Source organism: Hyphomonadaceae bacterium ML37, from assembly GCA_027627685.1.
Lineage (GTDB): Bacteria > Pseudomonadota > Alphaproteobacteria > Caulobacterales > Maricaulaceae > Oceanicaulis.
Window position 1 is genome coordinate 671,830 of the sequence record CP091241.1, and the last position, 20,630, is coordinate 692,459.

17 protein-coding genes and 1 pseudogene are annotated in these 20,630 nt (G+C 65.6%); 9 read left to right on the forward strand and 9 right to left on the reverse strand.

Annotation, left to right across the window (positions count from 1 at the left end; genetic code table 11):
• Positions 1 to 7 precede the first annotated feature (7 nt).
• Positions 8 to 967 carry a hydroxymethylglutaryl-CoA lyase gene (locus L2D01_03395; GenBank protein WBQ10835.1) on the forward strand — a complete coding sequence of 320 codons (960 nt, stop codon included), beginning with the start codon at positions 8 to 10 and terminating at the stop codon, positions 965 to 967.
• Between the two features lie 4 nt (positions 968 to 971).
• Here L2D01_03395 and L2D01_03400 read toward each other — a convergent pair whose 3' ends face one another.
• The 4 genes from L2D01_03400 to cysS all read right to left on the reverse strand — a co-directional run bounded on the left by L2D01_03400 (position 972) and on the right by cysS (position 4,207).
• Positions 972 to 1,997, reverse strand: a complete 1,026-nt coding sequence (locus L2D01_03400) for a glycosyltransferase family 2 protein (protein WBQ10836.1) — start codon at positions 1,995 to 1,997, stop codon at positions 972 to 974.
• Positions 1,994 to 2,266 carry a membrane protein insertion efficiency factor YidD gene (gene yidD / locus L2D01_03405; GenBank protein WBQ10837.1) on the reverse strand — a complete coding sequence of 91 codons (273 nt, stop codon included), beginning with the start codon at positions 2,264 to 2,266 and terminating at the stop codon, positions 1,994 to 1,996. Before yidD ends, L2D01_03400 begins: the two co-directional genes overlap by 4 nt.
• Before the next feature lie 121 nt (positions 2,267 to 2,387).
• Positions 2,388 to 2,822: an iron-sulfur cluster assembly scaffold protein gene (locus L2D01_03410; protein ID WBQ10838.1), complete on the reverse strand. Its 435-nt coding sequence runs from the start codon at positions 2,820 to 2,822 to the stop codon at positions 2,388 to 2,390.
• Positions 2,819 to 4,207: a cysteine--tRNA ligase gene (gene cysS / locus L2D01_03415; GenBank protein ID WBQ10839.1), complete on the reverse strand. Its 1,389-nt coding sequence runs from the start codon at positions 4,205 to 4,207 to the stop codon at positions 2,819 to 2,821. The genes L2D01_03410 and cysS overlap by 4 nt, the downstream gene beginning before the upstream one ends.
• A 290-nt stretch (positions 4,208 to 4,497) precedes the next feature.
• On the opposite strand from cysS, the gene folE reads away from it, so the two are divergent.
• A complete protein-coding gene (gene folE / locus L2D01_03420; GenBank protein ID WBQ10840.1) occupies positions 4,498 to 5,124 on the forward strand; it encodes a GTP cyclohydrolase I FolE in 627 nt (208 codons plus the stop codon).
• 73 nt (positions 5,125 to 5,197) lie between these two features.
• On the opposite strand, the gene L2D01_03425 is transcribed toward folE, so the two are convergent.
• Positions 5,198 to 6,427 carry a substrate-binding domain-containing protein gene (locus tag L2D01_03425; protein WBQ10841.1) on the reverse strand — a complete coding sequence of 410 codons (1,230 nt, stop codon included), beginning with the start codon at positions 6,425 to 6,427 and terminating at the stop codon, positions 5,198 to 5,200.
• A 297-nt stretch (positions 6,428 to 6,724) separates the two neighbouring features.
• On the opposite strand from L2D01_03425, the gene L2D01_03430 reads away from it, so the two are divergent.
• Both L2D01_03430 and L2D01_03435 read left to right on the forward strand, forming a co-directional pair.
• Entirely contained in the window at positions 6,725 to 7,996 is a 1,272-nt protein-coding gene (locus L2D01_03430) for a type III PLP-dependent enzyme (protein ID WBQ10842.1), read from the forward strand.
• Positions 7,996 to 9,042, forward strand: coding sequence for a deoxyhypusine synthase (locus L2D01_03435; GenBank protein WBQ10843.1), 1,047 nt, complete (start codon positions 7,996 to 7,998; stop codon positions 9,040 to 9,042). Before L2D01_03430 ends, L2D01_03435 begins: the two co-directional genes overlap by 1 nt.
• Positions 9,043 to 9,127: 85 nt before the next feature.
• Here the strand turns inward: L2D01_03435 and L2D01_03440 are convergent, their stop codons facing one another.
• Positions 9,128 to 10,633, reverse strand: a complete 1,506-nt coding sequence (locus tag L2D01_03440) for a L,D-transpeptidase family protein (GenBank protein WBQ10844.1) — start codon at positions 10,631 to 10,633, stop codon at positions 9,128 to 9,130.
• 78 nt (positions 10,634 to 10,711) lie between these two features.
• Complete coding sequence (locus tag L2D01_03445; protein WBQ10845.1) at positions 10,712 to 11,704, reverse strand: hypothetical protein; 993 nt, start codon at positions 11,702 to 11,704, stop codon at positions 10,712 to 10,714.
• A 145-nt stretch (positions 11,705 to 11,849) separates the two neighbouring features.
• Here L2D01_03445 and L2D01_03450 point away from each other — a divergent pair, with 145 nt between their 5' ends.
• From L2D01_03450 to L2D01_03470, 5 genes and pseudogenes are all read left to right on the forward strand, one after another.
• Positions 11,850 to 13,964, forward strand: a complete 2,115-nt coding sequence (locus L2D01_03450; GenBank protein WBQ10846.1) for a TonB-dependent receptor — start codon at positions 11,850 to 11,852, stop codon at positions 13,962 to 13,964.
• Positions 13,965 to 14,114: 150 nt separating this feature from the next.
• Positions 14,115 to 14,891, forward strand: coding sequence for a lipid A deacylase LpxR family protein (locus tag L2D01_03455; protein WBQ10847.1), 777 nt, complete (start codon positions 14,115 to 14,117; stop codon positions 14,889 to 14,891).
• A 63-nt stretch (positions 14,892 to 14,954) separates the two neighbouring features.
• Positions 14,955 to 15,724, forward strand: a pseudogene (locus L2D01_03460) (IS5 family transposase).
• Between the two features lie 18 nt (positions 15,725 to 15,742).
• Positions 15,743 to 15,979 carry a lipid A deacylase LpxR family protein gene (locus L2D01_03465; protein ID WBQ11615.1) on the forward strand — a complete coding sequence of 79 codons (237 nt, stop codon included), beginning with the start codon at positions 15,743 to 15,745 and terminating at the stop codon, positions 15,977 to 15,979.
• Positions 15,980 to 16,134: 155 nt separating this feature from the next.
• Positions 16,135 to 17,181 carry a ribonucleotide-diphosphate reductase subunit beta gene (locus tag L2D01_03470; GenBank protein ID WBQ10848.1) on the forward strand — a complete coding sequence of 349 codons (1,047 nt, stop codon included), beginning with the start codon at positions 16,135 to 16,137 and terminating at the stop codon, positions 17,179 to 17,181.
• A gap of 21 nt (positions 17,182 to 17,202) precedes the next feature.
• On the opposite strand, the gene nth is transcribed toward L2D01_03470, so the two are convergent.
• Together nth and leuS are read right to left on the reverse strand one after the other, a co-directional pair.
• The gene (gene nth / locus L2D01_03475) at positions 17,203 to 17,895 is read right to left on the reverse strand and encodes an endonuclease III (GenBank protein ID WBQ10849.1); all 693 of its coding nucleotides are present in this window, start codon (positions 17,893 to 17,895) and stop codon (positions 17,203 to 17,205) included.
• Positions 17,892 to 20,585 carry a leucine--tRNA ligase gene (gene leuS, locus L2D01_03480; protein WBQ10850.1) on the reverse strand — a complete coding sequence of 898 codons (2,694 nt, stop codon included), beginning with the start codon at positions 20,583 to 20,585 and terminating at the stop codon, positions 17,892 to 17,894. The genes nth and leuS overlap by 4 nt, the downstream gene beginning before the upstream one ends.
• Positions 20,586 to 20,630 lie beyond the last annotated feature (45 nt).

Here is a 20,630-nt window from a genome sequence, read left to right on the forward strand (position 1 = left end):
GAGCGACATGACTGCGACATCAGAACGCCCTGACCGTACAATCAGGCCGGACCCCGCCGCTCGGCAGGCCGTGGAGATTGTCGAGGTCGGGCCGCGCGACGGGCTGCAGAATGATCCGACTCTCATCGATACCGGTGTGAAGCTGGAATTCATCAACCGTCTGATCGAGGCGGGCGTGCGCCGTCTGGAGGCGGCGAGCTTCGTCAACCCGAAGCTTGTGCCGGCCATGGCCGATGGCGATGCGGTCATGGCCGGGGTGCCGCGCGGACAGGGCGTCACCTATATCGGTCTGGCGCTCAACGAGCGGGGCCTGCGCCGCGCCATTGATGCGGGATGTGACGAGATCAATTTCGTGATGGTGGCCTCTGAAGGGTTCGGCAAGGCCAATCAGAACGCCACGCCGGAGGAGACCGCCGATCTGCTCGAACGCATCGCGGTGCTGGCCCATGACGCCAGAATCCAGCTGGCGGCGACCATTTCGGTGGCGTTCGGCGACCCGTTCGACGGCGAGGTAGACGTGGCGCGCGTCGCCGCCCTGGCGCGCCGGGCGGCGGCGGCTGGCGTGATGGAAATTGCGCTGGGCGACACGATTGGCGTCGCCAGTCCCTGGGACGTGCGCGCCATGGTGGCGGCGGTGCGCGAGGCCGCGCCCGGCCCGCGGCTGCGTCTGCATTTTCACAACACCCGCAACACCGCTCTGGCCAATGTCTATGCGGCGGTGGAGGCGGGCGTGGGCGTCATCGACGCGTCGGCAGGCGGCATTGGCGGGTGCCCGTTCGCGCCGCGCGCCACGGGCAATGTGGCGACCGAAGACGTGGTCTACATGCTCCAGCGCGGCGGCATCGAGACCGGGATCGACCTTGAAAAGATGATTGAGACGGCGCGCTGGCTGGAGATGGTGGCGCTGCGCCACCCCATCGCGTCCATGGTGGCCAGGGCCGGCGGATTTCCCGGCCCGCGCGGCTGAGCGCTCAGTTTTTGCGGCGGATGCGCAAGAGCCGGCGCCAGGCGGCCAGACGGCGCAGCTTGCCGCCCACCTGCTGACGGGTCCGCACCATGCCGGCGCGCGCCATCAGCGCCAGCCAAAGCACGGGGCCAAGAATCGGGCCGATTACGCGTCCATGCAGCCCGCAATGGGTGCGGAAATAGCGCGTCAGCCCTTGCGCCTTCCAGGTTTCCACCATGAACAGGCTGGCCTTGCTGGTGGAGCCGTAATGCAGGATCACCGCGCGTGGTTCGAACATCACCGCGCCGCCCGCATCGCGGGCCCGCCGGCAGATATCGATATCCTCCACATGAAGGAAGTAGCCCTCGTCAAACCCGCCCAGCGTCTCAAACCCGGCGCGGGTCATCATCATGGCGGCGCCGGACACCACGGGCGACGGGTCGGCGTCGCCCGGAAGCGGCTCGTTCTCGCGGTGAACATCGCGCATGAAGGGCAGAAGGCGCGGCAAGCCCAGGAAGCCGGACAGGGCCGAGCCAATGGTCAGCTCCCCGCGCCGCGCGCCGCGCTGCTCGCGTCCGGTGGTGTCCATCAGACGCGCGCCGACAATCCCCGGTTCGGGCAAATCGCCGAGCGTCGCCATCATCTGCGCCGCAGCGCCCGGCGACAGAACCGCGTCCGGATTGAGGAACAGGAACACATCGCCGCGCGCCTGCGCCGCCCCCATGTTGCAGCCGCGCGCGAAGCCCAGATTTCCGCCTGAATGAATCAGCCGCAGCTTGGGCCGGGTGCGCGCAAGCGCGTCGAGCCGCAGAACGGTTTCGCGCGGGTTGTCGTGATTGACCAGCACCAGCTCGGCCACCTCATGGGCGGTCATCACTGCGTCGATCGCCAGAAACAGAGATGGCCCGGTGCGGTAACTGACCATGATCACCGACAGCGGCCGGGTCAGGGCCCGCATTTCAGCCGGGCTCTTCGCGGTGGTCTCAGCCGGAGCGGCCGCATCAACAGCGGCGCCGGGCGTCACCGCAAGCGGTTGGTTTGGGGCCGTCACGTTTTCCCCTCATTCCCCTCATGCGGCGGTCTGAATGACCAGACCCGCCACCACGGTGCGCCATTATGCTCCTGCGGCGCCGGATCCACACCCCAGCTGCCGCCCGGCCGGCATCGCAAAATCCGGCCCAAGGTCAGCCAGCCCCCTCGCCAAAGACCCTGCGCCCGGATCGCGTCAGCTGCGTAGGACGAGCATGTCGGCTCGTGCCGGCACCGGACACCCAGAGCATAGAACACCGGCGATACTATCACCTTATACGCGCCGATCATCAACAATCCGGCGCGCGCCGGCAAGGACAGAATGAACGAGCCATGTCCTTCAGATCGCGCCCTTATCGCCCCGTGCGAGAAGGGCTGTCCACCCTCCCGGTGCAGTTCGCAGCGCGAATTTTCACGCGGCGCGCACACGGGCCGCCTCCATGGCCTCGGCGGCGGCGTCAAACACCAGCAGGATGGACCCGTGGCGCTGGCGGTAGGCGCGCGCGCCTTCCAGCACCGCCAGTGCGGCGAATCGGCCTTCAGGCGGGGCGGCGCCGTCCTGGAGCATGGCCCTGAGGCCGTCACGCGCCGCGAGGACCTCTTCCAGCGTGGCGCCCAGAGCCGCCCGTGCGAACACCGAGGCGCTCGCCTGTCCCAGCGCGCAGGCGCGCACTTCAAGGCCGAGCGCGCTTATCCGGTCCTCTTCAACGCACAGATCCAGATCCAGCTCAGACCCGCAAATGCGCGACACCTTGCGCGCACGCCCGTGGGGCGCAGCTAGGCGCCCGATATGGGGAATGTCCGCTGCGAGGGCGATCAGGTCAGGTGAGTACGGATCAGTCGTCATTTTTTTATGCGCCAGATCTGGCCTTCGGGTGTGTCGTCCACACTGACATCCATCAGCGTCAGCTGCTCACGAATAGCATCGGCCGCCTCGAAATCCCTGGCCTGGCGTGCAGCGAGGCGCTGGGCCAGAAGGGCTTCGATGGCGGCGGTTTCGTCCTCGCCCAGAGCATCAATGCCGAACCAGGCGTCCGGTTCATTCCCGAACAGGCCCAGAAGCATGCCGGCAGCCAGCAGCTCGCCCTTGGCCTGTGCGCGCTCGGCATCTGTTTCGGCCTTATTGGCGCGTCCGGCGATCTCGAACAGGGCGGCGAGCGCCTTGGGCGTGTTGAGATCATCGTAGAGCGCGTCGAGCACGGCGGCGGGCGGGGGCGTGTCGGCCGCCTCCACGGATTTCAGACGCCGCAGCACGCCATAGAGCCGGTCCAGGCTCTTGCGGCTCTGCTCGATGAGCTTGCCGGTCCAGTCCAGCGGGGCGCGGTACTGACCGGACAGCAGCGCATAACGGATCACCTCGCCGCGCACGCCCTCGGCGAGCATGGCGTGGACGGTGACCACATTGCCCTGCGACTTGCTCATCTTCTCGGCGTCCATGGAGAGGAAGCCGTTATGGAGCCAGTAATTGGCCAGCGGCTTGCCGCCATGGGCGCAAGCCGACTGGGCGATCTCGTTCTCGTGGTGGGGAAACACCAGATCGATGCCGCCGCCATGAATATCGATGGTCTCGCCCAGCGAGGTCTCGATCATGGCCGAGCATTCGATATGCCAGCCCGGCCGGCCGCGTCCCCACGGACTGTCCCAACCCGGATCTTCGGGCCTGGCCGGCTTCCACAGCACAAAGTCGCCGGGGTTTTGCTTGTAGGGCGCCACTTCGACCCGCGCGCCGGCGAGCATGTCATCCAGCGAGCGCCTGGAAAAATCGCCATAGGCCTCATAGGCCGTCACCGAAAACAGGACATGGCCCTGCGCCGCATAGGCGTGGCCCTGGGCAATGAGGCGTGCGATGAAGGCGATGATTTCGGCCATGGCGCCGGTGGCGGTCGGCTCGAACGTCTTGGGCAGGACATTCAGCGCCGCAGCGTCCTCGAGATAGATGGTCGTGTACCGGCCGGTGATCACCTCGATCCCCACGCCCTCCGCAGCGGCCTTGGCGTTGATCTTGTCATCCACGTCGGTGAAGTTGCGCGAGAACAGGACCGCCTGGTCGCCGTAGAGATGGCGCAACACCCTGAACAGGACGTCAAACACCACTTCGGGGCGGAAATTGCCCACGTGCGCTGGCGCGTACACGGTGGGTCCGCACACATACATCGTCACCCGGGACGGGTCTTGCGGGACAAAGTCCCGCTTGCGGCGTGCGGCGGTGTCGTAGAGGCGCAAGGCGGTCATGACGTCACTGTGATGTGGCCGGAGGGAACGGGGCGCAGCCCCGCTGGCGCAGCGCTCTCAAGGGGTCTACACTGTGCCTTGTGCACAAAAAAGGGGGAAGGCCGCATTGGATTCTCCAATCGGGCGCCTACTTTACCGCCGGGCGCAATGGGGATAGCCACGCGCTCCGGATATACGCCACTGACCCGGCGCAAGCCCAGCGGACCTGTTCGCTGCCTTCGCTGGATCCGGAAACCGGTACTTCGGGCAGGCCCGTCCTGTCCGCCCGTCAACGAAAGGATCCGCGTTCCATGGACGCCATGACTGACAAGACGAACCTGGACGCTGCGCCAGCCGATCTCGCCCGCCCGACCCGTGCCGAGGCTGAAGAAGCCGTGCGCACGCTCATTCGCTGGGCCGGCGATGATCCGCGCCGCGAAGGCCTGATCGAAACGCCCAAGCGCGTGGCCAAGGCCTATGAGGAATGGTTCCGCGGCTATGGCGAGAACCCGGTGGAGATTCTCGGCAAGCGCTTCGAGGACGTGCAGGGCTATGACGACATGGTCATGCTCACTCATATCGACGTGGAATCGCACTGCGAGCACCACATCGCGCCGATCATCGGCACGGCGTGCGTGGCCTATTTGCCGGACCGCGCCGTGGTGGGGATCTCCAAGATAGCCAAGGTGGTCGAGGCGTTCTCAAAGCGCCTGCAGACCCAGGAGACCATGACCGCCCAGATCGCCGACGCGATCACCGAGGCCATGAACCCGCGCGGCGTGGCGATCTTCGTCGACGCCAAGCACCAGTGCATGACCACGCGCGGCGTGCATCATCCGAACGTGTCCACGATCACCACGAGCTTCACTGGCGAGTTCAAGGCGAACCCGGAACTGCGCGAGCGCTTCATGCGCCTGTGCGAGCGCTCCACGCGTTAAGCGCTGGTCGAGTCAGAACAAAAAAGCCCCGGCGCGCTGCGCCGGGGCTTTTTCATTGCCGGAGCAGCGCCGGCTATTCCGGCGAGCCCATCGGGGTCAGTGCGCGGGCGCGCTCGGCCTCGCTGGCGCGGCGCTCTTCGGGCAGGGCGATCAGGCCGCGATCTCCGAGATAGCCGAACGGCCCCCATGCCTCGTCATCGGTGAGCTCCTCGATGAACGCGCGCAGGCCCGGCACGATGCCGTCATGCTGGTTCTTCACATAGACATACATGGAGCGCGAGATCGGGTATTCGCCCGACGAGATCATGTCATAGGCCGGGGTCACGCCGTCGATTTCGGCGCCCTGCACCCGGTCGGCATTCTGTTCGAGATAGGAGTATCCAAACACGCCGAACATGCCCGGCGTGTTGTTGACGGTGCGCAGGATGACATTGTCGTCCTCGCCGCCATCAATCCAGGCGCCGTCTTCACGCAGCCGGCTGGCCAGCGTGTTGAAGCGCACCCGGTCGCTGGCGCGCAGCTCGTCCATGCAGGCGATCTGGCGGGCGCCGGCATTGATGCCGAGCTCGATCCAGGCGTCGCGCGTGCCGGACGTGGGCGGCGGGCCGAACACCTCGATGCGTTCGGCCGGCAGGTTGGAATCGATTTCCGACCAGCGCCGGTAAGGGTTGGCGATGAAGGTCATGCAGTCATGGCCGGCCACATCGGCGTGGCTGACGCCGTCGCGCAGCAGGCCGTCTGCAGAGAACATCGCTTCGCCATCGCCGGTCACCGGCATCGGGATTTCCGCAGCCAGGGCCAGGTAAATGTCTTCCAGATCGAAATTGACCGGGTCGGCATTGGTCGAGTTGGCCACAACAATGCCGTCAAACCCGATGCGGATTTCGGTGATCGCGGTCACGCCATTGTCACGGCACAGCTGGAACTCTGTGGCCAGCATGCGGCGCGAGGCGCCGGTCATGTCGGGATAGTCCAGCCCGACGCCGGCGCAGAACAGGCTCATGCCCCCGCCCGTGCCGACCGATTCCACAACCGGGGTCGGAAACTCGGTCTTGGCGCCGAAGTTTTCAGCCACGGCTGTGGTGAACGGGAACACGGTGGACGAGCCCACGATGCGCAGGCCCTGGCGGCCTCCGCCGCGCCGGGCGGCGCCGTCCGTACCCGGAGCGGCCTCGGCCTGATCCGTGGTTTCGGTGGTTTCGGTGGTCTCGTCGCCCAGCGTGATGGCTTCGCGCGGCTCGCCGCAGGCGGCCAGAAGCGCCAGCGCGGCGGCGCCGGCGGACAGGTGAAAAAGACGGGTCATGATGTGTGTCATCCCTGCATTCGCATGGAGCGCGCGGCGCGCGCCCGGATGTCCCAAGGGTATGCCTGCGTGGCGCCCTTGCTGGCAAGGTGAACCGGGGCCCGCGCGCATGAAGTTTTTGCGACTGCATGGGCGCTGCGCGGCCCACCGCCTTTACGCGCAGGCTTTCATGTGAAAGATTTCACCGATGGCGCATGCAATTTTCCTTTACATGGCCAAGCAATGCGCATATCTCGCGCATCCCGGCGGAGGTGACGATGCCGGATTGGGTTAACTGCAATCAGGGGGTCACGTGCGTTGGCACAATACCATACGCCCCTGGACCTGGTCCGCTCTCGGCCTGTTGAAGGCCCGGTCGCCTGCGCGCGTCCGGACCGGCTGACAGCCGCAGCTTCCTGGTTCCAGGACAATTTTCCCGGCGAGGTTCTCTACGCCGTCAAGGCCAACCCATCCGCGTGGGTGATCGACACCCTGTACGCGGCCGGCATCCGCTGGTTTGACGTCGCGTCCCTGCCGGAAGTCGAGCTGATCGCCGCCCGTTGCCCGGGCGCGACCATGGCGTTCATGCACCCGGTCAAAAGCCGCCATGCCATCCGCACGGCGTATTTCGATCATGGCGTGAAGATTTTCGTGCTCGACTGCGAAGCCGAGCTTGAGAAGATTCTCGCCGAGACCGGCAATGCGTCCGATCTCACACTGGTGGTGCGCCTGGCGGTCTCCAATGACGGGGCCACTCTGCCGCTGGCGGGCAAGTTCGGGGCAGGCGAGGCTGAAGCGCCCGACCTGATCAGGCGCGCCCGCGCCCATGCGGCCGAGCTGGGCGTCAGCTTCCATGTCGGCAGCCAGTGCATGGCGCCCAGCGCCTATCGCTCGGCGATGATGGAGGCGTCGCGCCTGATCGTGAAAGCGGGCGTGACGGTGGACATCGTGGATGTGGGCGGTGGCTTCCCGGCGATCTATCCGGGCATGACGCCGCCGCCGATGAGCGAGTTCATCGGCGCGATCCGCAGCGCGTTCGAGGACATGATGGTCCTGTCCAACGCCGATCTGTGGTGCGAGCCGGGCCGGGCGCTGATCGCCGAGGCCGTGTCAATCCTGACCCGCGTGGAGCTGGTCAAGGGCGACGCTGTGTACATGAATGACGGCTCCTATGGCTGTCTGTTCGACATCGTTCACGCCAAATGGCCCTTCCCGATCCGCGTGCACCGCCGTCACGGAACGCCGTCCGAAGAGGCCGGGCTGTTCAAGCTGTACGGGCCGACGTGTGATTCCATCGATTCCATGCCGGGGCCCTATGCACTGCCGGCGGATCTCATGGAAGGCGATGTCATCGAGTTCGGCATGCTGGGCGCCTATGGCACCGCCATGGCGACGCGGTTCAACGGCTTCGGGGATGTGGAGACTGTCGAGGTCGCCGACTTCCCCTGGCGGTCCATGTATGATGAAACCGAGACTTCCGAGGCTGCTCCGGCCGCGGGCGATGAAGGCGGGCGCGTCGTGCCGTTTGCACGCGGACTGCGCCGCAGACGCCATCGCCTGATGAAAAACCGAATGATGAAGAGGCGCTGATGACCGAAAATTCCCAACGCAAGGCCGAGCTGCTCGCCAGCCCGGTCGAGCATATCGACATCGCCTCGTTCGATGGGCGCGTGATCATTGATGCGTGGGAGAAGATGAGCTTCTCCTCGCGTGATGCTGCGCGCGCCGCCCGCATCCTCGGGGCCGCCGTGGCGGATCCCGACTGTTCGGTGATCCTCACCCTGGCCGGGTCGACCTCGGCGGGCGGCTGCATGCATGTCTGGCGTGACATGATCCGCCACAACATGGTCGACGCCATCGTCGCCACCGGCGCGTCCATCGTGGACATGGATTTCTTCGAGGCGCTGGGCTTCAAGCACTATCAGGCCCACGAAATTCCCGACGACCGGATCCTGCGCGAGCTCTATATCGACCGCATCTACGACACCTATATCGACGAAGAAGAGCTGCAGACCACCGATCACACGATCGGCGACATCGCCAATTCCCTGCCGGCCAAACCGATCTCCAGCCGCGGCTTCATCAAGGCGATGGGCAAGTGGCTGGCTGACGGCAACGCCAAGAAGGAAGGCTCCCTCATCGAGGAATGCTACAAGCACGGCGTGCCGATCTTTGTGCCGGCGTTCGCCGACTGCTCGGCGGGCTTTGGCCTGGTGAAGCACCAGGTCGAGCGGATGAAGGCGGGCAAGCCCTATCTCTCCATCGACGCAGTGGCCGATTTCCGGGAACTGACAGATATCAAGATCAAGGCGGGCAAGACCGGCCTCTTCATGGTCGGCGGCGGCGTGCCGAAGAACTTCGCCCAGGATACGGTGGTGTGCGCTGAAATCCTCGGCCACGAAGTGCCGATGCACGAATACGCCGTGCAGATCACCGTGGCCGACGTGCGCGACGGCGCCTGCTCCTCCTCGACGCTGAAAGAAGCGTGCTCGTGGGGCAAGGTGGACGTGACGCTGGAGCAGATGGTGTTCGCCGAAGCCACCACTGTGGCGCCCGTCATCGTGTCAGACGTGTTCCACCGCGGCGCCTGGAAAACCCGGCCGCGCCGCCGCTTTGCGGATATGTTCGAGGACTGATCCGGATACGGAAATATATGAACGTCTGAATTAGACCCCTCGCCCCCGGGCGAGGGGTTTTTTCATGTCTCAGCGGCAAAGCCCCTCAGTCCACCTGCGCGTTCTCGTCGATCTCGACCGGAACGGACGGCGCCGTCGGCAAGGGCGGCAGATCGCCGTTCAGCGCGCGGATCAGCGCCGCGTCACGCCGGTAGACATCGTGGACATAGCGCACTTGCCCGAACCGGTCGGACACGGCGGTGAAATATAGGATGTGCACCGGGATGCGGTTCTGCAGCCGGACCCGGCGCGTCTGGCGCGAGTCGAAAGCGGCGCGCACGTCCGCCGGGCTCCAGCCCTCCGCCTCCAGCACCCAGATCGCCAGCTCAATGGGGTCACGCACGCGCACGCAACCAGCTGAGTCATCGCGCTGGGTGTCCAGGAACCGGCCCTGGTGGGGCGTGTCGTGGATGTAGACATTGTGCACATTGGGAAACAGGAATTTGACCTGGCCCATGGCATTGTTGGGCCCGGGCTGCTGGATCACACGGTAGCGCCGGTTGGCCCAGTCGGCATCGGCGGCGTTGACGCGCCGGCCGGTATTGAGGTCCACCAGATGATAACCGTTGGCATAGGCCCAGCCCGGGTTGGTGCGGAACCGGCGCAGCCAGGGCTCGCCCAGGCTCATGGGGGTGTACCACCACGGATTAATCTCGACGATCTGCATCTCTTCAGAAAATATCGGCGTCGATGTCAGGCGCGCGCCGATCTGGGCCTGGTGCACGCGCTCCACCACGCCATCGGCCCAGGCTTCCAGGCGGTAATCGGCGATGTTCACCCGGATATGGCGCGCGCCCAGATCTTCCGGCAGCCAGCGCCAGCGCTCCAGATTGGCCCGCAACTGGTCGACGCGCTGGCCATTGCCGGTGTTGAGCTCGCGCACCGTGTCGGCGCCCAGTACGCCATCGGCGGCGAGGTTGTGCCGGGCCTGAAAGCGCATAAGCGCGGTTTCCAGCCGGGCGTCGAACGCATCACCGGCGGCTCCGGGATGCTCCAGCAGTCCCAGCTGATGCAGGCGGGCGCGCAATGCGTCGATGCGCGCGCCGCTATCACCCCGGCGCAGGCGTGGACCCTCCGCCACCGGGACCGGCGCGGTGGGGGAGACCGTGCGCCGGATCAGTTCCCGGCGCAGCGCCTGGTAGTCGGGATGAACGGGGGCCAGCGCATCCAGCGTGGCGGCGATGGCCCCGCGTTCGCGCGCCTGGGCGTACTCGGTGAGCAGATCGGCGTCGCGTCGCGGCGCGCTCCAGTCCGGGTTCAGGCGGCGCGGATCCACCTGGCCAAAAACCAGGTCCGCCGCGAGCCGGAGCCAGGCATTGCGCGCCATCTCGTCCCGCTCCGGCCCCGGCGCCATGGCGCGCAAGGCGTCAGGATCGGGATAGCGCGCCGGATCGAGCCCATGGGTCCAAGCCTCCGACAGGGCGCCAGACAGGTCGGCGATTTCCGATTCGCGCCACGGCGCATTCCAGGACTGAGCGAGGGCCGTGGCCGCCAGCGTGGCGCATAGCGCAGAGGCTGCGATCGCGGCGATTAGACCCTTCACCCACCCCATGCGACTCGCTCCCCCGGAGGCCGGACACCGTTAGCGGGACGTTAACAAATCCGGCGCCCGGGGGGTAGCCAAAGTCGATCAGGAATCCGTCAGGCCCGGCAGTTGTGGCGCGGCGCCGTTCACGCGGACCTGGGCCGCCATCACCGCTGCAGCGGCGCGATAGGCTTCCTGCGTATTCGCCGCTCCATCGACCACGTCCTGGCCCGCCGACAGGAGGGGGGTGTAGACGCGCGTGCCGTCCGCATCGTCATCCACGGTAAACTCGCCGGCGGCCTCGAACACGCTGTCCCAGGCCGCGCGGATGAGCGCCCAATAGTCGCCGGTCTGCGCCCAGTACTGCTCGGCGGCCTCAACGCCGGCCAGCTCGGTGCGCCGGTAGGTGTTGATGCCGTGCTCGCGCACCAGAGCGCGCTGCTCGCCATCGCGCAGCACCAGCTTGGTATTGTCCTGCTCATGGGTCCAGCCCCAGGCGGTGATGGTGTGGCGGTTGACCGCCTCGATCACATCATAGTCATCGCGCGTGGTGCCGTCGCGCCGGGGGAGGGGACGCCAGCTGACGTCAGGCTCCCAGGTCGACGCATTCACGCCGTGGGTCCAGCGCGCCAGCCCGGCATAGCGGGGGCTGTCGTCAACCTGATAGACGGTTTGCGACCAGGCGCCGGTCGACTGGTCCGTGGACAGGTCGGCGAAGTCCCAAGTGTTGAAGCCCTGATAGCGCATCACACGCGCCGGCTCGTAGGCCCAGTCCTGGCGCCAGTGCTTGATCACGATGGGCGCGTCGGGCGGACCGACCAGAAGCAGGTGCTGGAGCGAGATGAAATCGCGCTCGTCCGCGATCACATAGACCACTTCGCGCGCCGGCGTGACTTCCGCCTCATGCAGTTCGTAAGCCGCCTCTATCGGCAGGTGCTCGCGAAAATCGAAGGTCACATCGTATTCGCCGGCCATGGCCAGGATCGCCGCGCGATCCTGCTCCAGGCCCGATTGCGGCGTATCGGCCAGCGCCGCCGACGCCGACATCACCACCGCCAGTCCGGCCGCGGCGATACCATTCCAGACATTCAGTCCCATTGCTCTGTCTCCCGGGTGCGGGCGGCGATGCGCCGCCTCAGTCGTGATCCACCAACTGCATATTGCGAACGAGTCTGACTTGCAAATGCAAATCATCTGAGTCATCAAACAGCGACTGAGAATGATTTGCAAGAGGAGGCTGCTCATGTCATTCACGAGATCGATGCGCGCATGGCTGGCGGCGGGCGCCGCCGTTGCGCCGCTGGCGCTGGCGGTTCCGGCGTTCGCCGAGGCAGAGACTGACGCCTCTCCCGGCGCCGAGGGCAGCGATGTCATCGTCGTCACCACAACGCGCACCCAGCTGTCCAATTTCGACTATCCGGGCATGGCCAGCGCGATGACGCTGGAGACGCTGGAGCAGGTGCGGCCTATCGACCTCGTTGAACTCTTGCGCGACATGCCGGGCGTGGAGGTGGCAGGCGGGCCCCGCCGAACCGGCCAGACGATTCGTCTGCGCAGCTTCGGGCGGGAGAACGTGACCCTACTGGTGGATGGCGCCCGCCAGAATTTCAGCTCCGCCCATGACGGCGTGCTGTTCCTTGATCCGGGCCTGCTGCGCCGGGTGGAGACGCTGCGCGGCGGCGCCTCCGCTCTGTACGGATCGGGCGCGTCGGGCGGCGTGATCGCGTTCGAGACGCTGCGCGCCGACGACATCCTGCCCGATGGCCGTGACTTTGGCGCCCGCGCCTCGGCGGGCTACCGTTCAGGCAATGAGGAAACGCGCGGGTCCGCCGCCCTGTTCGGGCGCTCGGGCGTGTTCGACGGCATGGCGGCGATCAGCCTGCGGGAGTCGGGCGATATCGCGCTGGGCTCGGGGCAGGACCTGCCGGCCGATGACAGCACTGCCTCGGGGTTGATATCCGGCGGCGTGGATCTTGGCGGCGGCTTGCGGTTGGAGGCTGGCTGGCTGGGCTTCCGCAACAGTGCGGTGGAGCCCAATAACGGTCAGGACCTGTCCGTGGTGGATTCGCTCAACCCGCTGGTGGACAAGGATATCAGCGCCGATACATGGCGCTCCCGCGCCCTGTTCGAGCCCGAGACGCCGCTGATCGCGATGGACGTCACACTCTATCGCAACGAAGCGTCGGTGGACGAGACAGAGCAGGTCAGCGGCCGGGTGGTGGGCCGTGATCTTTCCACCACCGGCCTGCGCGCCGAGAACCGCGCCGCGTTCACCCTCGGCGCAACAGAACTGGCGCTGGTGACCGGGGCGGAGTGGTATCGTGACCGGCAGGCGGGGTTTGATTCAAATACGCCGGACAATGAGCGCGGCGGCGTGCCCACCGGAAGGGCAGAATTTACCGGGGCATGGGCGCAGTTGGAAACCACGCTGAATCTGGGCGGCGCAGGCGCGCTGACCCTGCTGCCGGGCGTGCGCTTTGACCGGTTCGAGACAGAGACCGACGGCTCGCCGTCAACGTCTGACGAACAGGTGTCCTCCCGCTTCGCCGCCAGCTGGGCGCCTGCAGAGTCCGTGCGCCTGTTCGCCAGCTGGTCTGAAAGCTTCCGCGCGCCGTCGCTCAATGAGCTGTATCTGTCCGGAACGCACTTCTCCCTGCCGCACCCGGTTCTGGGCCCGCCTGTGTTCATCACCAACGCCTTCATCCCCAATCCCGATCTGCGCCCCGAAACCAGCACCACCGCAGAGATTGGCGCCGCCTTCATCCGCCAGGGCCTGATCACGCCTGATGACCGGCTGGAGGTGAAGGGCGCCTGGTTCCAGACCCGGGCCGATGATTTGATCAATCTGGGGGTCGATTTCGCCTTCTCGCCCACCTGCTTTGCGCCGCCCTTCTTCCAGCCCTGCTCGGCGGGCACGTCTTTCTCTGAAAACGTCGCCGACGCCGAACTGACCGGGTTCGAGATTGCGGGCGCCTACACATCCGGCCCGCTCAGCCTGTCCGGCTCGGTGTCGAAAGTGGATGGCGAGGACCGCGCCACCGGCGCGCCTCTGGGCGCCCTGCAGCCGGTCAATGGCCAGGTCAGCGCCCGCTACCGCTTCGAGGCGTGGGGCCTGGACGCGGGCGGACGGCTGCGCTTCGCCGGTGACTTTGATCAGGGCGCCAGCCCGGCCGAGGATCGCGGCGGCTATGGCGTGCTCGATCTGTCCGCCGGCTGGCGGCCCGGATTTGCGCGCGATGTCCGTGTGGATGTGGGCGTGGAGAACGTCTTCGACCGCGATTACGAGCGCGTCTTCGTCGGCGTGTCCGAGCCTGGCCGCACGCTGCGCATCGACCTCACCTGGACCGGCGCCTGGTAGAGGGGAGGCCCCGCCCGCCTCCTCCCCGGCGGGCGGGGCCTTATCGCGCAGGAACAGGCTTGCACCCAAGCGTGAAACCGGGCGCAGCTTTCGTTTGACAGGGGGCGCCTTGTCAAACGACGGTGTGAAGATGCGTGGCAGGAGGCCGACATGCTGGCATTGGTGTGGTCGACTGTGCTGGCCTCCGTCCTGATCGACTCGAGCAGGGAGCCAGATGCGTCGCCGCCGCGCCCATCCGACGGCGGCGTATACACGCTGGTTCTGGAAAACGACCTGTTTGCCGGCAGTGATCGTCAGTATACCAATGGAATACGCCTAGAATCGATGGCCCCTGCCGGCGCGCCGTTCGCGTTCGTTTCCAATGCGGCGAGAATTGTACCGTTCTCCGGGATCGGGCCCGACGCCAGGTACAGGCGCGGTTGGTCGCTATCGCACCTGCTTTATACCGCAAGCGACATTTCCCTGGAGAACCCGCCTGAAGATGATCACCCATATGCGGGATATCTGGCGCTGAGTGTTTTCTCCACCGCCATCCAGGACAATAGCGAGAACACCCTCAGTCTCGAACTCGGTCTGATCGGTCCGTCAGCCCAGGGCGAGTTTGTTCAGCGCAATTGGCATCAGCATGTCTTGCATGAAGCGATTGATCCGGCGGGCTGGTCGACCCAGCTTCATGACGAGGTGGTGTTCGCCGTTGCCCTGCAAAGACTGCGGCGCTGGGACGTCCTAAGCTCGCAGCGATGGAACACCGATGCCTACACCCATGTTGGCGCGACATTGGGCACGGTCAGAACAGACCTCTCGGCCGGATTTTTCACACGGTGGTGGCTGGGTGACATTCCGTCTGGGGTCGCTGCACCCCCTCGCATCCGGCCAGCGATCAGCGCCTCAAGCTATGTGGCCAGAATTGACGGCTGGAATGCCTAGGACCTGTTGACGAAGTGGATTCCCAACCCGCCCGAAGCGTGATTCAAGACTGGCTTTTGGGAGGTGGTCTTGGTTCGCGGTTTGATGACGGACGAGGAGTGGGCGTTCTTTGCGCCTTTCGTGGTGGCGACCGGAGGCAAGCGGGGCCGCCCGCCTTCTGATCATCGCCGCGTGCTGGACGGCGTGTTCTGGATCGCGCGCACCGGCGCGCCCTGGCGTGATCTTCACGACTATTTCGGTCCGTGGACGCGGGTCTACCGCCAGTTCCGCCGCTGGACGCTGTCAGGCGTGTGGGAGGTGATGTTGGAAGCGCTGGGCGAGAGCGGGGCCGTACCCGACAGTCTTCAAATGGTCGATTCCACTATCGTTCGCGCGCACCATCAGGCTGCGGGCGCTAAAGGGGGACTCAAAAACAGGGTTTTGGGCGCTCAAAAGGTGGCTTCACGACCAAAATACACCTTCGCACCAACGCTGAAGGGCTGCCCATAGCCGCTGAGATCACCGGCGGTGAAGTCTCCGACTACAAAGGTTATGAGGCGGTGATGGCCGCGCATGGCCCAGTCCCGCGCGTCCTGCTGGCCGACAAAGGCTATGACAGCGACAATATCCGAACATCGCTGGAAGCCGCCGGCGCCGTGCCGATGATCCCGGCGCGCCGAAACCGCAAGAACCCCGTCCAGATCGACGACTTCGTCTATGGGCTGAGAAACCGCATCGAGCGGTGCTTCAACAAGCTGCGCTGCTCACGCCGCCTCGCCACACGCTACGACAAGACCGCCGACAGCTATCTCGGCTTCATCCATCTCGCTTCAATCCGCCTGTGGTTCCGGTACTTTGTCAACAGCACCTACATGTTTGGCGGAATTGCTGGGACCTGGGTGGGACGGGACATTTTTCTGGACGGGAACACGTTTCGATCATCGCGCTCCGTCGACAAGCATGATGTGGTGTGGTCCGCCCAGGCTGGCATTGCGGTGCAATGGGAGCATGTGCGGGTCAGCTACACCCATATTGTGAGGTCTGACCAGTTCACGACTCAACGCGAGCAACATCGCTTCGGATCGTTCTCGATCTCGGTCGTCAGATAGCCTCGCCGTCTTTTCCTGTGGACGGGCTGTGGGAAAACGCCGCAGGGCGCACACAAGGGGTGGACGTTAAGCGGTCCTTCACCACAATATATTGCTATCGTGATTGCGCCATTCTGCGCGAGTCACCCCCGTCGATGAAGGACGCCTGAGACGCCATGACCCTCCTGACCCCATCCAGTGACCGCCCGGGTCTGCTCACCTCGAGCCATTCCTACAAACCCTTCCGGTATCCGTGGGCCTATGATTTCTGGAAAATCCAGCAGCAGGTCCACTGGCTGCCCGAGGAAGTGCCGTTGGGCGAGGACTGCAAGGATTGGGCGACGCGTCTGGATGACCGCGAGCGCAATCTGCTGACCCAGATTTTCCGCTTCTTCACCCAGTCGGATGTGGAAGTGGGCGCCAACTACATGGAAAACTACATGCCGCTCTTCAAACCGGTTGAAGTGCGCATGATGCTGGCCTCCTTCTCCAACATGGAGACGGTGCATATCGCCGCCTACGCCCTGCTGCTGGAAACCATCGGCATGCCCGATTCCGAGTTCTCCGCCTTCATGGAGTACCAGGAAATGGCGGCCAAGCACGATTATCTGGGCAAGTTCGGCGTGGAGACCGAGAAGGACATTCTCACCTCCATGGCGGTGTTCGGCGGCTTCACCGAAGGCCTGCAGCTGTTCGCCAGCTTCGCCATGCTGATGAACTTCCCGCGCTTCAACAAGATGAAGGGGATGGGCCAGATCGTGTCCTGGTCGGTGCGCGACGAGTCGCTGCACTGCGAGGGCATGATGAAGCTGTTCCACACCTTCGCCGAGGAAACCGGCGCGCTGACGCAGGGCGTGAAGGACGACATCGCCGATTGCTGCAAGACCGTGGTGGCGCTGGAAGACAAATTCATCGAGCTGGCATTCGAGGCCGGCGAGGTTGAGGGCATGACGCCGCACGATATCAAGCAGTACATCCGCTATATCGCCGACTGGCGCATGGGCCAGCTGAAGCTGAAGCCCATCTATGGCGTCAAGGCGCACCCGATCCCGTGGCTGAGCGAGATCCTCAACGGGGTCGAGCACGCCAACTTCTTCGAGGCGCGCGCCACCGAATACTCCAAGGGCGCCACCAAGGGCGCATGGCACGGCGATGACGGGGTGTGGGGTCTGTTCGACAAGCGCCTGACCCAGAGCCCGGCCAACGAACTCCCGGCGGAATAGGTATTGCAAACGCCCGCGCCCTCACGGCGCGGGCGTCTTGTCCTTGAACCGGCAGATATCAGCGATCGCGCAGCGCCAGCATTCGGGTTTGCGCGCCTTGCACACATAGCGTCCGTGCAGGATCAGCCAGTGATGCGCGCCCTTGAGATAGGCCGCCGGCGTGATGGCTTCGAGCCGCACCTCCACCGCGTCGGGGTTTTTGCCCGGTCCGAGCCCGGTGCGGTTGGCGACCCGGAAGATATGGGTGTCGACCGCGATGGTCGGCTCGCCGAACGCCTCGTTCAGCACCACGTTGGCGGTCTTGCGGCCCACGCCCGGCAGGCGCATCAGATCCTCGCGCGTGCGCGGCACCTCGCCGCCGAACTCCTCGATGATCAGGCGCGACAGGGCGATGACGTTCTTGGCCTTGTTGCGAAACAGGCCGATCGTCTTGATGTGCTCGCGCACCCCGTCTTCGCCCAGCGCCAGCATTGCGTGAGGGTTGTCCGCCACCGCGAACAGGCCGCGCGTGGCCTTGTTAACGCCCACATCGGTGGCCTGGGCGGACAGCGCCACCGCCACCACCAGCGTATACGGATTGACATAATCCAGCTCGGTGCGCGGCTCCGGCCGGATCTCGGCCAGGCGCGCATACACCTCCTCGGCCTGCTCGCGGGCCAGGCCGGGGGCGCGGCGCTTGGCGGGCCGCTTTTTGCCGGGCGCCGGCGTCTTCATTCGCCCAGCTTGGGAATATTGATCAGGCGCGGATGGCCGGTCTTCTTGTCGCGCACGATGATTACCCGCGACAGATCGGCCCCCTCGGTCTCCTTGCCCATCTCGCGCAGGCGGGCGAAGGCGGTTTCGCGGATCGTCTCGTCATCGGCATCCGGAGCGACCGGGATAGAGGCGCGGCGCTTGCCGCCCTCCTGCACCACCAGCTCCACCGTCTCGATGGCGGCGCTGAGCATGGCGGCGTCGGCCTTCGGCCACTTAGCCTGGAACACGCTGGGCTGCCCGCCCGCCATCTCCCACAACTCCTCGGCCATGAAGGGCGCAAAGGGCGCCAGCACCCGGATCACCGCGTGCAGCGTCTCGCGCGTGACGGGCTCGCCTTCGGCGGCGTTGAGATACTTCATCAGCTCGGCGATGGCGGTGTTGAGGCGCAGATTCTCCAGATCCTCGGTCACCGCCATAACGAGCTTGGCCGCCGCTAGCGTCACCGCCTTGGGCTCCTCGCTCGCAGGCGCGGCGATGGCGCCGGTGGCGTAGCGCCACATCCGTCGGAGGAATTTCAGGGCGGCGGCGACAGCGTCCGTGTCCCACTGCCGCATGGCCTCAACCGGACCCATAAACATCATGTGTACACGGAAGGCGTCGGCTCCGAAGCGCTCCACCACATGGTCGGGCGTGACCACATTGCGCAGGGATTTCGACATTTTCGCGCCCACGCGCTCCACCGGCTCGCCAGTCGGGGCGTGTACGAAGGATCCGTCCTCGCGCGCCTCCACCTCGTCGACGGGCAGGACGATCCCGCGGGCGTTCTTGAAGGCGTGGCTGGTGAGCAGGCCCTGATTGACCAGCTTCTGGAACGGCTCTTTCGTGGCGGCCAGCCCCAGATCGAACAGGACTTTGTGCCAGAAGCGCGCATAGAGAAGATGCAGTGTGGCGTGCTCGGCGCCGCCCACGTACAGGTCCACCGATCCCCAGGCGCGCTCGACCTCCGGGTCCACCAGCGCCGCGTCATTCCGCGGGTCCTTGAAGCGCAGATAATACCAGCACGACCCGGCCCATTGCGGCATGGTGGAGGTCTCGCGCCGGCCCTTGAGGCCGGACTTCGGGTCGGCCACCTCCAGCCAGTCGCCGGCGCGCGCCAGCGGGCTTTCGGCCTGACCCGTCGGCTTGTAGCTCTCGATATGAGGCAGGGTAAGGGGCAGCTCGTCGAGGTCCAGCGTGGTGCGCGTGCCGTCTTCCCAATGAATGATCGGTATGGGCTCGCCCCAATAGCGCTGGCGTGCAAAGGTCCAGTCGCGCAGATTATAGCTGGTCACGCGCCGGCCCATGCCGCGCGCTTCCAGAAGGTCGGCGACCTGCTCGCGCGCATCGCGCCAGCGCACGCCGGCCTGGTACAGCCCGCTATCCTCGGGCGCGGCCAGCATCACGCCGTCCTCTGTCCAGCAGGCCTCGCCTGCCAGCACGGCGCCGCGCGCCGGGTTATCCGCACCCGGATCGATTACAGGGACGATGTCGAGGCCATAGCTTCTGGCGAAAGCGAAATCGCGCTCGTCATGGGCGGGCACGCCCATCACCGCGCCCGTGCCGTAATCGGGCAGGACATAATCCGCGACGAAGATCGGGACCTTGCGCCCCGTGACCGGATTGATCGCCTCGGCGCCCGTGAGCACGCCGGTCTTCTCGGCGTCGACGGTGCGGTCGAGATCGGATTTCCGCGCCGCCGCTTCCACATAGGCGGTCACGGCTGCGCGCATGTCCGGCGTGGTGATCGTATCGACCAGAGGGTGCTCCGGCGCCAGCGCCAGGAAGGTCACGCCGCCCAGCGTATCCACGCGGGTGGTGAATGTCTCGATTCCCGCTTCGTGGCCATCGACAGCGAAGCACAGGGACACGCCCTGGGACCGGCCGATCCAGTTGCGCTGGGAGTCCTTGATGCCCTCGGGCCAGTCCAGGCTGTCGAGATCGGCCAGCAGGCGCTCCGCATACGCCGTAATGCGCATCTTGACCTGGCGCAGCGGGATGCGCACCACCTCATGGCCCTGCTCGGACTTGCCGTCATACACCTCTTCATTGGCCAGGATCGTGCCCAGTTCCGGGCACCAGTTCACTGGCGCAGTGTCGAAATAGACAAGACGGCGGGTGTCCTGGAACGCCTGTACCGCCAGCTTGCCCGCGGCGCGTACATCATCCGGTAAGGGCAGTTCCTCGATCGGGCGCGCGCGTCCGGCGTCGGCGTCATACCAGGCGTTATAGAGCCGGATGAAGATATACTGGGTCCACTTGTAATAGTCCGGGCTGGAGGTCGCGATCTCGCGATCCCAGTCATAGCCAAGACCCAAGAGCGCCATCTGGCGCTTGTAATTGGCGATGTTTTCTGCGGTGGACACAGCCGGGTGCACGCCGGTGCGTACGGCGTATTGCTCCGCAGGCAGACCAAAACTGTCCCAGCCCATGGGGTGCAGCACGGTGAAGCCCTGCATCTTCTTGTAGCGGGCCACGATGTCGGTCGCGAGATAGCCCACCGGGTGACCCACATGCAGGCCCGCCCCGGACGGGTAGGGGAACATGTCCAGCACGTAGAAGGTCTTGTCGCCTGGCCTCGGATGCGGCGTGCGGTTGACGCCCAGCGTGTCCCAGACCTGGCGCCATTTGGCTTCCAGGGCGGTGAAATCATAGGCGGTCTGGTCGGTCATGAATCGCATTCCGTGAGGGGCCCGGTCTGCGCCTTCACCTAAAGA